The following is a 14,119-nucleotide window of genomic DNA, read 5'->3' on the forward strand; positions in this document are numbered from 1 at the left end:
GGTTTGTGATCGGCGTGCGGTCCTTGGCGATCGATGCCGCCTGGAGTCAGGCGACAAGATGAATTTCCTCATCGCGGACACCTTCACCGACAGCATGGCTCGGCTTACCGCCGAAGAGCAGAAGGCGGTCAAGACGACGGCCTTCGATCTGCAGGTGAACCCCGCTCATCCGGGACTGAGCTTCCACAAGCTGGACAAGGCGAGGGACAAACACTTCTGGTCCGTGCGAGTTGGCCGTGACGTGCGAATGATTGTTCACCGCACCGAGTCGAGCTTCTTGCTCTGCTACGCCGATCATCACGACAAGGCTTACCACTGGGCAGAGCGGCGACGGTTGGAGAGGCACCCGACCACGGGGGCTGCGCAGTTGGTCGAGATCCGCGAGCGCGTTCAGGAAGTGGTTGTTCCGAAAATCGTGGAGCAGGTTCAGGCCGTCCTGCCCCTGAAGCCCAAGCTGTTCCTGGGTGTCGAAGAGTCGGTTTTGCTCGCGTATGGCGTTCCGCAAGAGTGGATCGCCGATGTTCAGGCCGCCGATGAAGACAGTCTGCTCACCTTGGCAGACCACCTGCCGAGCGAAGCGGCTGAGGCTTTGCTGGAACTCGCGACCGGCGGAAAGCCGAAATCCGCGCCAGTTACAGGTGCGGGCAAAGATCCGTTCGAGCATCCCGACGCGCAGCGTCGCTTCCGCGCTATGGGGAATGCAGAGGAGCTGGAGCGCGCGCTTGCCGCACCTTGGGACAAGTGGATCGTCTTCCTGCACCCGGAACAGCGCGAGCTGGTGCAGCGCGATTACAACGGTCCGGCTCGCGTTTCGGGTTCGGCTGGAACAGGGAAGACCATCGTCGCGTTGCATCGCGCGGTACACCTCGCAAGGTCTCATGCTGAAGCGCGCGTCTTGCTCACCACGTTCTCTGATCCCTTGGCGCAGTCACTGAAGAACAAGCTGAGGAAGCTGATCGGGTCGGAGCCGCGGTTGGCGGAGCGGATCGAAGTGCAGGCCCTCAACGCCCTGGGTGCGCGTCTTTACGAGCGGCACGTTGCGCGGCCGACCATCGCCAATCGAGATCAGCTCCGCTCATTGCTGATTGCCGCCGCCCAGGCAGAGGGCGGGCTCAAGTTCAGTGAGCGGTTCCTGCTGGGCGAATGGGAGGATGTTGTCGACGCCTGGCAGCTTGCGAGCTGGGAGAGCTACCGAGATGTCCGTCGACTAGGCCGCAAGACCCGACTGCCCGAGGTCCAGAGGAAGTCCCTTTGGTTGGTCTTCGAGCGCGTCCGTGCGTTGCTCGCCACGGAAAAGCTCATCACGACGTCTCAGATGTTCCACCGATTGGCCGCGGAACTGGGCAAAGGCGGTCTGTCCCCATTTGATTTCGCTGTCGTGGACGAGTCGCAGGACATCGACATTGCCCAGCTGCGGTTCTTGGCAGCACTGGGCGCCCAACGCCCGGACGCTCTGTTCTTTGCTGGCGATCTTGGCCAGCGGATTTTTCAGCAGCCGTTTTCGTGGAAATCGGTCGGTGTCGATATTCGGGGAAGGTCGAAAACGCTGCACATCAACTATCGAACGTCGCACCAGATCCGCGCCCATGCTGATCGCTTACTCGGCCCTGAGGTCTCAGACGTCGACGGCAACGTCGAAGGACGTCGAGGCACCGTTTCGGTCTTCAACGGTGTGCCGCCACAGGTACTCGTGTCGGCCAGCGAGGCCGAAGAGATCACCGCCGTCGCGGATTGGTTGAAGGCCGGCATTGAACGCGGCCTTTCGCCACAGGAGATCGGCGTCATCGTCCGATCAGAGGCGCAGCTAGAACGCGCCGATAAGGCCGTCAGCCAGGCGGGACTGAAAGCAAGTGTTCTGGATCAGCGGATGGTCGTCGTAACTGGCGTTGTATCTGTCTGCACTATGCATCTCGCGAAGGGTCTCGAGTTCAGAGCCGTGGTCGTGATGGCCTGTGACGATGAAGTAATTCCGCTACAGGAGCGGATCGAGTCGGTCAGCGATGACGCAGATCTTGAAGAGGTCTACGACACAGAGAGGCATCTGCTATACGTCGCCTGCACGAGGGCGCGAGATTCGCTTCTTGTCACGGCCTTAGCGCCCGCCTCCGAATTTCTTCAGGACATGATTCGGCGATGACGTGCTGCTTCAGGATGCCGATGCCGGGGAGTAGATGAGAGCAACCCTCATGGCGAAACGAGTAAGCGTCGTATAACGGTAAGCACCAAGGAGGGCAAATGAGCGTCCCGATCAGACCCCAAAAGCAGAACATACTAACGGCATGGTATCTGGCATTTTTTGCTATCAGAGGGCTGGATCGTCCGACAGGAAAACATTTGTTCGCATACAGAGCGAGCGAAGAAGAATTCTTAGAATTGGAACGAGTGCTGAAGGTTCAGATAACGGGCGGCCTCAAACACTTGCCTTTTGACTTTCTTGCTGAACACACTATTAACTTTGCCGCCCTATTTGTTTTCTACGCTGCCGAGTGGTGGAAGCGACGTTATGATGGATCCAGATGGTCGTGGGATCCAATTGTAGAAGGAATTGGCGCTGACCCACATGCTTGGCCCCAGCAGCAAAGAACTACCTGCATCGTCAAAGGTTTGCGCGAATGGGGACTTCGACCTCAGGAAGGGCTGGGCTTTCGGTACCTCGGTAGCATCGCAACCAACGGTGGGCTGCCGCTGAAGCTCATTGCAGAAGCCAAAGGAAACGTCGGTCGGCTCCTTCGTAAGGTCCTGGGTCTGGCCTCAAGTGGGCGGAGCAGCCCCGTAGAGTTGTACGGATGGATCGAAAGCCTGAGCACCTTGCTGCCGCGGAGCTACAGGCAAGCCGATATCTATAACCTTCTCGCCACTATCATTACGGCAGCCTTGAAGCTGCGAGAGGATCTGCAGCTCAAGACTCACGACGGGTTGCTGGAGCTTCTGGACAGCAAAGAGCCGACCTGGAGAGATCGATTCCCGCTGGCCCTTGAGGACCAGCATGCGCGAGGGCTAATCGAGCAGCTCATTCAGGATGCGGTGGCAGCTCCTGCAACTGTCCGTACACCGCAGGCGCATGTTTGGCGAGGGATCGAGCTCGACCTCGGCGGCCGACCGACATTGCGCTCAGAGGTTGTCTTACCTGAGCGCATTGAATCCGCTGCATTGGCTTCATTGTTTGGCTCTGATGCTTCGAGCCTGCCACGGCTGGCGACGCTGCGCTGGACTAGCGGCAGCAAGACTCGGGATCTGATGGTTCGAAAGCTGTCTGGACACGAACGATACCGCTTGGACCTAAGTCCGCTGGAATGCCGTGGACTAGATGCCATTTGCGAGCAACGCTTAGAGCTATCGGGGGCGTCAGGAATTATTGGGAGGATCGCCGTTCCACGCGGGAGCAGTTTGTCCGACGACCTGCCCTGGGTGTTCGGAAAGACAGAGTCGAACGCGGATTCGTGGAGCTTCCTGCGTCAGGGTCCTGGCGCGGTTGTTCCTAGCGATATCTGCATCGCGGTGCCGCCCGACTGGAGCATCGAACCACAGGGCACGTCCGCGGTTACGTTCTTGGGTGAGCTGCTTGAGTGCAACAGGAACGTCTTTGCCGCCAGGGGCAACGTGAACATCGTTGATGAGCAAGGGGAGCACCACCCGATACGGACCCAACAAGCAGACGCATCCCATGACGTATTCGAATGGTCAGGCGTGCGCGTGTGGGACCTGTTCAATACGCCGACGTTCCGATCGCGGCCGCAGGTGTTCAGCCGGACCCCAGACGGATTGAGGGCTAACACGGCGGAGAAGGTGCTCTGGTGCGTGCCGGGCGCGATCTCCTCGAGAGATCCCGGGGTAGGACCTTTTGAGGCGAGGTGGCCACGTGACGGAAGGACCCGATGGAAATCCCGGGTCATCGTTCTTACGTCCAGCGCGGGAATTCAGTTCATTCCCGGTGAAGCGCCCAACGAAGGGGCGGTTCGCCTCTGCGGATGGGGCGTCTCCTCGGTTGCTTGCCTGAATGGCGGAGTCGAATGTCGAAGCCACCACGAAGGCGAAGCGGTCGTTCTGCAACTGCGCATTGCGGCGGGTGCGGCGATTCCTAAAAGCCTCGATTTCGAAGCTCGCTGGGCGCATACGACGACGACCGCACCGTTCAGTGTCCCGTTCCCCTCGTGGGGAGTCGCATCACGCGACGCCGCTGGCGCCGAGCTAAGGGACTATTCGAGCATCAACGTCTCGGCAATCCACGGGGTCCGGCTCGCGGTCATGTTCGGCAACGACCGCAAAGCAACCTTGTCACTAACCCTCAACGACTCGCGTCCCAAGAAGCTCATGGTTAGTTCGGTGCTTCATCCGGCTGACTTCGGACAGCGTGTAGAGATCCGCCCCCTAGATTACCGCGCTGCCATCGATGAGCTTTTATCGAGCACCGCAGAACTCGACTCGAATGTAGACCTGACGATTTCAATCGGGATGCGCCGAGCCTTCACGCTGCATATCAAGCGATTCGATGCCGAGCTTCGGCGGAACGAGCATGAGGGACACGTGTTCGTGGAGCACACGAAAGGTTTTGAACTCGAGAGAATCGAGTCTACGAATGTCTCAGCTTTGCTATTGAGCGACCTGGAGACCGTGCCGGCGCATCTCCCTGCTTTGGTCTCCCAGGATGTGTCGATCGGCGCATGGCGATTCGATCCGCCAGGACGATCTCCTGGGCCATGGCTGATCTATCCCGATGCGGAAAGTAGCATACGGTTCCGGCCTCAGCTTTGGCCGGTTTCGAACGGATTGAGCCGCCAAGCGCGCGGAGGTCTAGCTGGCGCGCTAGAGATATCCAGATCCGACGAGCGTTATGCGGCCCTCACGGAAGCGATCACCGCGCTGACAGACGATTTCTCTGCTCCAGACTGGGCACTGGTGGAGCGGCTCGCGACACAGCTCGGACACCTTCCGCTTGCGACGCTCGACCTCTGGCGAGTATTCGCGCAGTCAGGGCTGGCGATGGCGAGCCTCGCATGCCGTATGAGCGTTCCCATTACCCGGCTGGTGAATCGATTCACCGTTGAGCTCCCATTTCTATGGGAACTGGTGTCGTTCTCGGACTGGTGTCGAAGCATGAGCAAGGCTTTCGCCCAAGCTGAGCAATGGCTCGGCCCTGCACATCGACCGATTGCACTGAATCACTTGAAGCAGCGATGTGAATCGGTCGGGGAGCAGGCTCCGGCGCTCCATGCTTTACTGGGGGCGGCCTACGCATGCGCTACCGGCGAACAGCCGCAGGACATTCAGTTTGCCCGCAAGCCGAGTGTCGACGAGATATTCAGGGCGCAATTGTACGAGGCAGATGATTGCCACCTGCAGAGGCTAATGCGAGACAAAGCCGACGATGAATGGCCAACGATGTCACTCGCGAATGTCCGGTGCCTCCAGGAGCCACAGCTACGCTCGCTCTTGCATCGACGCCTTCCCGGGGATTATCGCGACGCTGCGATCATCGTTCCGGTGGAGCTCGCGGTACAGGCGGCGCTCTCTCATTCGGGGCAATGGCTAAGCAATCCCGAACACTTCTACAAGCTCAAGAGCTTCAGGGCATTCGATTCCGATTGGTTCTCCGAAGCCTTCCACCTGACGGTTGTCCGGTGTCTATCTCAAAAAATAATCCAATGGTGATCTGTCAGTGAGTACGTCTTATTTTTCCGAGATGCTGCCCAACCTGTCGGAGCGGGCGGCGCGGGCTACCGTCAATCTGCTGGGGTACTCGGACAAGCCGCTTCGTCGATACCTCACGGAGACGTTTCGGAAGCCGTACGGGTCGGACGGCAGCTTTATAGGGGATCCCGCTTTCGAGGCCGTGTTTGGCTGGAAAACCGGGAATCGAACTATGCATGAGCTTGCCGACGGAGTCGGTCAAGCGCTGCTGACCAAAGATCTTGTTGAAGCGATGGATGCCCCGCCGAGGTCTTTGGCATCCGAGTATCGCTTCGCGAAATCGCAGAAGCCCTACGCTCATCAAGTTGAAGCTTGGGAGATTTTGCGGAAACCTCAAGCGCAGTCGCTGGTGGTCAGCAGTGGCACCGGCTCCGGCAAGACTGAATGCTTTCTTGTTCCAATTCTCGACGCCCTCGCGCGCGAGCACGCTGCGGTGGGCAGCCCGCTGGTTGGGGTAAGAGCTATCTTCCTGTACCCGCTCAATGCGCTGATCAATAGCCAGCGCGACCGGTTACGCGCGTGGACTCATGGCTTTGGCAAGGATGTCCGATTCTGCCTATACAACGGCAATACGCCGGATCAAAGGCGATCAACGGAGGGCGCGAACTTTCCCAGCGAGGTCGGCGACCGCAGCACTCTCCGATCATCGCCGCCACCGATTCTCGTTACGAACTCGACAATGCTCGAGTTCATGCTCGTTCGCGCTCAAGACGCGCCGATCATCGAACAATCAAAAGGTAAGCTGAGCTGGATTGTGCTCGATGAAGCTCATTCATACATCGGGTCGCAGGCAGCGGAACTCGCCTTGATGCTTCGCCGTGTGCTGCATGCATTTGGTGTGTCACCCGATCAGGTTCGATTTGTGGCGACATCCGCAACGATCGGTGATCCCAACGGTGAGGCTGGCGTAAAACTCAAGAGGTTCCTTGCAGACGTTGCTGGCGTGGACGAAAGCCGGGTTCATCTCGTTGCGGGCCAGCGCGAGGTACCTCGCCTGCCTTCAGCAACCGCGCTCGGTGATGATGGTCTCGACGACCTCGCCCTGATCGGTGGCCCGGATGAAGTAAGTGCCGAGCGCTTCAGGGCACTCTTGAAGAACAAAGCTGCGCGTGCGGTTCGCGAGCTCTTCGTGGGGGACCTGAGCAAGCCATCCGTTGCTCGGTTAAGTGACGTTACAGCGGTTCTCCGTAAATGCGGTATGTCCGCAACCTCTGAAGCGGTGGCCTTGAGATGGCTAGATCTGCTGTCAGGCGTTCGAGATGAGAACGAGACTCCGTTTCTCCCGCTTCGCGGACATATCTTTCATCAAACGCTTCCAGGTTTATGGGCGTGCTCCGACCGCGCCTGTACGAAGCGTATATCTACGGCGCTCGACGATTCGTCTTGGCCGTTTGGGGCTGTATATCTCGCAATAAGGCAGCACTGCGAATGCGGAGCACCCTGCTATCAGGTCGTCGCGTGTGATGACTGCGGTACAGTTTACTTGGAGGCGGAGCACTCGCAGGATGGTCGTCTTGTTCAGCCAGAGGACGTGTCACAAGTCGACGAGTTTCAACTTGACGTCGAGTCGGCCACTGAAGAACCAGAAGCTGAGGAAGATCACGAACCCCCGGCTAAGCGCGGAACCCCCGCGCTTGTGGTCAATCGAGAACTGCGAGGCACAGAGCGATGGCACGTCAACAGAGGCACTCGGCTGATTTGTGATACTGCGGACAATCACACAGTCGTCACGTCCTTGCATGAGGACGGTGGGGACGGCCTGGAGTGCCCGGCCTGTGGATCTACATCGGGTCCGCGCTCGAACTTGTTCCGCAAGGCGCGGATCAGTGCTCCATTTCTGCTGAGCGGAATTCTTCCGACCCTTCTGGAGTTCGCTCCGGACGGAGCCAACCCGGCTGACCTACCGTACCGGGGCAGGCGGTTGCTCACATTCAGCGACAGCCGACAGGGTACGGCCAGGCTGGCTACCCGATTGCAGCAAGATGCAGAACGCGCGAGGGTACGTGGTCTGGTTTATCACCACACCATCGGGTTTGGAATCGGTGCATCCAGCGCCATGAGTAAGAAGCTGATTGATGAGATCGAGGCATTAAGGGCGGTCATCTCGCCGGCTATTCCCGAATCCGTCAGAGGCTCACTTGAGGAGCAGCTTGCAAGTAAGGTTGCAGAACTTGAATCGTTAGCAGTACCGCAGTCCATTTCCTTCACGGAACTGCGGCAGCGCCTCGTCAGCGAGGGGAACGACTTCAATCGCATTCTGACGACCTATCGAAACTATTCGTTCAGTTGTTTTGGAGGCGACACTGGCCCGCTGACATTGGCGGGCATGCTGCTAGTTCGAGAGTTTGGCCGAAGGCCAAAGCGTCAGAACAATCTCGAAACAATGGGGCTGGTTTCGGTGCAGTACCCCGCGATTCAATCCGTGAGTGGCACCCCGGCAGCTTGGGCAAGGAGAGGCCTAACGCTCTCGGAGTGGCGATCCTTCCTGAAGATGAGCGTCGATCACATGGTGAGAGGCAGCGGCGCACTCGACGTTCCAACAGAGTGGCTGCAATGGCTTGGCATTGCCATACCTAGAACACGGCTGATTCCTGCTGACCGGCCTGAAGTGGGACGGAATCAGCGCCGGTGGCCCTCGGTTCGTCGCAGTGGCCCCCGGAGCATGCTCGTACGCCTGGCTGCGAATCTACTGTCGGTCAGCATCGAGGAGCCCTCCGGGCAGGACATGGTCGACGAATGTCTAAGTCGAGCGTGGTCTGACCTAACCTCATGCTCATTGCTTCAGCATACGGGAGATGGGCACGTCCTCCGGTTGGACTCATTGGCGTTTTGCGTCATTCAGAAGGCCTGGCTGTGCCCGGTCACACGCAGATTTCTTGACACGACAGTACGATCAATCACGCCTTACATCCCGCGAAGCGCTACGAAGGAGACCTCGCAATGCGAGACCTTTGATATTCCCGTCTACGGTAAGCCATTCGGTGGGGATTCCTCGCCCCAGGAACACCTGGCCGAGGCGCGCCTATGGATGGAGGATAACGTGCAGCTACAACGTCTTCGTGACGAGGGGATCTGGTCGGATCTGCACGATCGGGTGGTCGAGCTTTCTCCTTATTTCGCAGCGGCCGAGCATTCCGCTCAGCAACCCGCGGAGGTTCTTGACCGTTACGAAAAACACTTCAAAGAGGGACGGCTGAACCTACTGTCTTGTTCGACGACGATGGAGATGGGAATCGACATCGGCGGCGTGCGGCTTGTAGCCATGAACAATGTTCCTCCGCATCCGGCGAACTACCTCCAACGTGCGGGTCGCGCTGGCAGGCGCAGGGAGCTTCGGTCCTGCGCGGTAACACTTTGCAAGAGCAATCCCCACGATCAGGCTGTGTTTGCGAATAGCCGATGGCCGTTCGACATGATGCTGCCGGCACCCGTTGTCTCGCTCAATAGCCCTGTAATAGTTCAGCGTCATATCAACGCTCTGATACTTGGAGTGGCGCTCCGCGAGTTGTCAGCTGCCAGCGATAGTGACTTGCATAAGCTCACATGCGGATGGTTTTTCGCTGACAACGACAACTCGCCGCTATCTCGTTTCGAGGACTTCTGCGAAAGCTTTGATGCCAGGCGAGACAACTCGCTTAGCGGAGGACTTGCGAGTGTGGTGCGTAACAGTGTTTTCGCAGGGCGTGAGCCAAGGTCATTCGTGATCCGTGCAGCGGAAATGATGACTTCGATCGCGACACGATGGCGAAATGAGCTGACGGGACTACAGGTCGATCAGCCCGGCTCAAACGAGCCAGCCGCCAAAGCTATTGCATTTCAGAAGCGGAGACTTGAGGACGAGTATTTGCTTCGAGAACTCGCGACCCAAGGGTTCCTTCCCGCTCACGGCTTTCCGACATCAATCGCCGCCTTCGACACCCTCACGATTGAGGATTTAAAACGTTTGCCATCGACGCCCACTCAAGGTAGAGACGACAACCGGATGCGGCGGCGCGATCTTGCGAGCCGCGATTTAACGACAGCGCTACGAGAGTATGCGCCTGGCGCCGACGTGGTAATGGACGGCCGGGTGTATCGATCCGCGGGCATTACGCTTAACTGGCACGTGCCGGTTTCTCAATCCGATGCAAGCGAGGTGCAGTCCATTCGTTATGCGTGGCGCTGCAGCGCATGCGGTGCCAGTGGATCTAGTGTTTCGATCGCCATCGCCATGCAATGTGAAGTATGCGGGGCGCTCCAGCCGACCTCGCCCAGGGCATTCTTGTCCCCATCCGGCTTCGCCGTTGATTTTGGCAGCCGCCCTCACAATGACATCAGTGCCCAAGGGTTTGTGCCTGTAGAGCTCCCATGGGTCAGCGCAACCGGAGAATGGTCGCCGCTCCCCAATCCTGGATTGGGTCGATACCGAAGCACCGAGAGAGGGCATGTCTACCATTACTCCGCCGGTCAGGCACGACGCGGTTATGCGCTGTGTCTCGGATGCGGCCGAGCTGAGCCAATGTCGTCAGACGGAACCATGCCGAAAGTGTTCCAGGAGCCACACTCGCGCCTCCGTGGCGGAAAAGGTACGGACCGAATTTGCACCGGCAGCTTCAACGCATGGAGCGTAAAGCCCAATCTCGACCTTGGACATGAGGCGTTCACCGACGTATTGGAGATCCAGCTTTGCGATGGCGCTGGAAGGTGGCTGAGCGACGCCACCGCGGCCCAGACAATCGCCGTCGCGACGAGAAATGCTCTCGCTCGTCGCCTTGGAGTTCAGGTGGCTGAGCTCGCCTGCGCCTACAAGGCTGCGCGAGTTGATTCGCAGACGACCACGCATTCGATCATTATTTTTGATAAGCACGCGGCCGGTTATGCATCCGGTGCCGACGGATTTATCGCGGAACTGTTGGACGCCGCTTACGCCGCGCTCCACTGCCCAAAGGACTGCGACTCTGCTTGTCCCCACTGCGTTCTCGACTTTGATCAGCGGTTCCAGACGGATCGCTTGGACCGAAAAGCTGCATTGAAGTGGCTATCAAGGGATTGGCTCAATGCCCTTAGGCTTCCCGAACCCCTCCAATACTTCGGCGACGCGTCTCGAGTAGAAACCATTGCATTGAGACCTGCTGTCTTGAGATCGGCCAGTGCCGCCAGCACGCGCGTTGTTCGCTTAATTGCCCATGGCGCTCCTGCTGAATGGGATTTAGGTGCTTCCGAGATGCGGCAACTCGCGTTCGACCTTTCCGCCAGGGGGATTCAGGTCGAGGTTGCGTTGGCGGCGTGGTCGCACAACCAGGCTTCTGATGAGAACAAGTACCTGCTTGCGAGCCTTGCCGATCACCCTCGCGTGTCGGTAGTCGCCTTGACCTCAGCGCTCGTCGCGGGTGCGGCCGTGGTACTGGCAGAGGTAGTCCGTCTCGACGGGGTCATACGTTGGGCTACTGCCGACGCATCCGCGGGCGCGTTCTCGGAGAAATGGGGCCGATCCGAAGAACCCGTTATCACCGCGCGGCAAGCATCGGGATCAATTCCAGCAATGGATCGTCTAGTGGGCGATCAGATAAGACCTGCAACGAGGGTTGCCGGGGACGTTGAGGTTGTCATTCATAGAGAAGTGGACGGTCCGCTTCTCGGGTTTGGTGAGCGCCTCTGGAGACTGCTGGCTGCCTCTCATCCAGATCTGCTGCGCCTGCTTGAGAGCGCCGAGTGTTCGGTGAGCTCCATTGCTTATAGTGATCGATATCTTTTTTCGCCTTTGTCAGTGGCTCTCCTGAAGCAGCTGCTGGTGGGCCTCCGAATGCGCGTCGGGGGTGATAGATGGGGCCGTCCAGAGATCGAAATCGCGACTCTGGATTGTCGGCTGGGCGCTGATTCGAGAGCGCAATATTTGATTTTCCATGACTGGAATGACGTGCGGACTCGTAACGCGGTCCTCGAGGCCTCGCTTAAGAGCGTGCCCGCTGTGCCACAAGTGCTGACCTCCGAGCGAAATACCCTTCAGCACGGCCGTTCGTTGGTAGTGAAGTTCACGAACGGAGCGAAAGCGACGGTCCGATTCGATCAGGGCGTCTCGTATTGGCGGTCCGGTGCCATGCCGTCGGCTCGCGGTGAGAGTCAACTCCGCTTTCCGTTTTCCGCAGACGGCGCCCGCCAGTGGGAATCTCTTTCACGGCTCGCAATACCCATAGAGGGCGGGGCGCACCCAACGGAGATTTTTGTGAAGGTTCGGAACGGCTCAAACCTATAGGTTTCTAGCTGGCGGTGGGTCGTTTAGTGTCGGAAATACTCATCCCGTAGACCTTTGTCCGTCAGTTGTAGTACGCGGCGGATGAATCCGTGACGCTGGCGCAGGTCTTCCACAGGACAGCTGGCGTCCGCCGCCGTCAAGAAACCGATGATCGGTCCTTCGCTGAGCCACTCTTCATGTCCGTTCCTGCTTTCAAAGCGGACACTAGCTTTATACCTACTGGCACTGCTTCAGGGGAGTAAGTCACCCGCCACCCGCGGCTGGAAGTCTTTACTTGTTTTACTAAAACTTACCGTTTTTACTAAATACATCAAGCCGGAGCAATCGCTTCTGCAGCGCGCTACTCGACCGTCACGCTCTTCGCCAGGTTGCGCGGCTGATCGACATCGGTCCCGCGCAGCAGCGCGACGTGATACGCCAGCATCTGCAGCGGCAGCGTGTAGACGATCGGCGCCTGCAGCGGGGTGATGTGCTCGGGCATCGTGATCACTTCCACGCCTTCGCTGGCGGTGAAGCCGGACTCGGGGTCGGCGAAGACGAACAGCTGGCCGCCGCGGGCGCGAACTTCTTCGAGGTTGGACTTGAGCTTTTCGAGCAGCGCGTTGTTCGGGGCGACGGCGATCACCGGCATGTCGGCGTCGATCAGCGCCAGCGGGCCGTGCTTGAGTTCGCCGGCCGGGTAGGCCTCGGCGTGGATGTAGGAGATTTCCTTCAGCTTCAGTGCGCCTTCCAGCGCCACCGGCCAGGTCGGGCCGCGGCCGAGAAACAGCGCGTGGCGCTTGTCGGCGAAGTGCTGTGCCAGCGCCTTGATCTGCGGCTCCAGCTTCAGCGTGCGCTCGATCATTTCCGGCACATGGGCGATCTGCCGCACGTACTGCGCTTCCACCGCCGCACTCATGCCGTTGTGGCGGGCCAGCGCCACGCCGAGGATGCCGAGTGCGGCGAGCTGCGTCGTGAACGCCTTGGTCGAGGCGACGCCGATCTCCGGGCCGGCGCGGGTCATCAGCACCAGGTTGGCTTCACGTACCAGCGAGGATTCCGGCACGTTGCAGATCGCCGCCGTTGCCAGATAGCCGAGCTTCTTCGCTTCGCGCAGCGCGGCCAGCGTGTCGGCGGTTTCGCCGGACTGCGAGATCGCCAGGAACAGCGTGTCCGGCGGCACCACCGGGTTGCGGTAGCGATACTCGCTGGCGACCTCGACGGTGCACGGCAGCTTGGCGCCCTGTTCGATGTAGTACCGGGCGATCAGGCCGGCGTGGTAGCTGGTGCCACAGGCCACGATGTGGACATTGCGGATGTTCGGGAGCAGGGCTTCGGCCAGCGGGCCGAGCGCGGCGGTCAGCACCCGCTTGCCGGTGATGCGTTCGGCCAGCGTGTCGGCGATCGCGCGCGGCTGCTCGTGGATTTCCTTCTGCATGTAGTGGGCGTAATCGCCACGCTCCACGGCTTCCGCAGACAGGCTCGATTCACGCACCGGGCGTTCGACTGACTGACCGTCGCGGTCGACGATGTGGACGCCGCGCTCGCGGATCTCGGCGACATCGCCTTCTTCCAGGAAGCTGAACTGGCGGGTCACCGGCAGCAGCGCCTGGACATCGGAGGCGACGTAGTGCTCGCCTTGCCCGTAGCCGACCACCACGGGACAGCCGGCGCGCGCCGCGACGATGCAATCCGGGTCCAGCGGCGACAGCACCACGATCGCGTAGGCGCCGTGCAGGCGCCGGATCGCGGCCTGCACGGCCGCCCGCAAGGAGCCGCTGGTGGCCAGTTCGTCCGCCACCAGATGGGCGACGACTTCGGTATCGGTTTCGCTGCTGAACACGTAGCCGCGGCCGCGCAGCTCCTCGCGCAGCTCATCGTGATTTTCGATGATGCCGTTGTGTACCAGGCCGACGACATCGCCGCTGAAATGCGGATGCGCGTTGCGCTCGCTGGGCACGCCGTGAGTGGCCCAGCGGGTGTGCGAGATGCCGCGATGGCCGGCGATCGGGTGGGCGGCGATGTCGTTCGCCAGCTGCTGCACCTTGCCCTGGGCGCGACGCCGGGCCAGCGCGCCGGCGGATGTCAGCAGCGCCACGCCGGCCGAGTCGTAGCCGCGGTATTCCAGCCGGCGCAGGCCTTCGACGAGGATCGGCGTGACATCACGAGGCGCGACGGCGCCGACGATTCCGCACATGGCATGGAGGACGGTTGGGGGGC

At 59.8% G+C, this 14,119-nt stretch carries 4 protein-coding genes; 3 read left to right on the top strand and 1 reads right to left on the bottom strand.

Annotation, left to right across the window (positions count from 1 at the left end):
• The first annotated feature begins 58 nt into the window (after nucleotides 1-58).
• From ACTIGJ_RS16775 to ACTIGJ_RS16785, 3 genes are all read left to right on the top strand, one after another.
• Nucleotides 59-2,137, top strand: a complete 2,079-nt coding sequence (locus ACTIGJ_RS16775; RefSeq protein ID WP_439641469.1) for a 3'-5' exonuclease — start codon at nucleotides 59-61, stop codon at nucleotides 2,135-2,137.
• 98 nt (nucleotides 2,138-2,235) lie between these two features.
• Complete coding sequence (locus tag ACTIGJ_RS16780) at nucleotides 2,236-5,649, top strand: STY4851/ECs_5259 family protein (protein WP_439641470.1); 3,414 nt, start codon at nucleotides 2,236-2,238, stop codon at nucleotides 5,647-5,649.
• Nucleotides 5,650-5,680: 31 nt separating this feature from the next.
• Nucleotides 5,681-11,920, top strand: a complete 6,240-nt coding sequence (locus ACTIGJ_RS16785) for a DEAD/DEAH box helicase (RefSeq protein ID WP_439641471.1) — start codon at nucleotides 5,681-5,683, stop codon at nucleotides 11,918-11,920.
• Nucleotides 11,921-12,260: 340 nt separating this feature from the next.
• On the opposite strand, the gene glmS is transcribed toward ACTIGJ_RS16785, so the two are convergent.
• Nucleotides 12,261-14,096 (bottom strand): glutamine--fructose-6-phosphate transaminase (isomerizing), encoded by a 1,836-nt coding sequence (gene glmS / locus ACTIGJ_RS16790; RefSeq protein ID WP_439641472.1) that lies wholly within the window; start codon nucleotides 14,094-14,096, stop codon nucleotides 12,261-12,263.
• Between the last annotated feature and the right edge of the window lie 23 nt (nucleotides 14,097-14,119).

The organism is Nevskia sp., assembly GCF_051860985.1.
Lineage (GTDB): Bacteria > Pseudomonadota > Gammaproteobacteria > Nevskiales > Nevskiaceae > Nevskia.

Coding starts and splice junctions, on each gene's coding strand:
- ACTIGJ_RS16775 (WP_439641469.1), top strand. CDS start 59: ATGAATTTCCTCATCGCGGACACCTTCACCGACAGCATGGCTCGGCTT.
- ACTIGJ_RS16780 (WP_439641470.1), top strand. CDS start 2,236: ATGAGCGTCCCGATCAGACCCCAAAAGCAGAACATACTAACGGCATGG.
- ACTIGJ_RS16785 (WP_439641471.1), top strand. CDS start 5,681: ATGCTGCCCAACCTGTCGGAGCGGGCGGCGCGGGCTACCGTCAATCTG.
- glmS (WP_439641472.1), bottom strand. CDS start 14,096: ATGTGCGGAATCGTCGGCGCCGTCGCGCCTCGTGATGTCACGCCGATC.